Here is a 251-nt window from a genome sequence, read left to right on the forward strand (position 1 = left end):
GGATCTCGGGCGCGAGATCGCGCTGCGCGTGGCCAGTCAGCTCGTGATGTTCTTCAAGCGGCCCGGCGGCCAGCTGCAATTCAGCCGCAAGGGCGAGACGCAGCCGGCCGGGCGCTCGGCGTTACAGGAATTGCAGCGCTGGGTGGCGGCGAATCCGGAGTTGCCGCATCGCGTGCCGGAACTGGCCGCGCGGGTGAACCTGAGTCCACGCCATTTCGCGCGGCTCTTTCAGGCCGAAGTGGGCGTGACGC

At 68.9% G+C, this 251-nt stretch carries 1 pseudogene; it reads left to right on the forward strand.

The window, feature by feature from the left end:
• Nucleotides 1–251, forward strand: a pseudogene (locus SB771_RS35955) (AraC family transcriptional regulator); the annotation flags it as partial.

The organism is Burkholderia sp. SIMBA_051 (genome assembly GCF_046534915.1).
In the GTDB taxonomy this organism is placed as follows: domain Bacteria; phylum Pseudomonadota; class Gammaproteobacteria; order Burkholderiales; family Burkholderiaceae; genus Burkholderia; species Burkholderia ambifaria.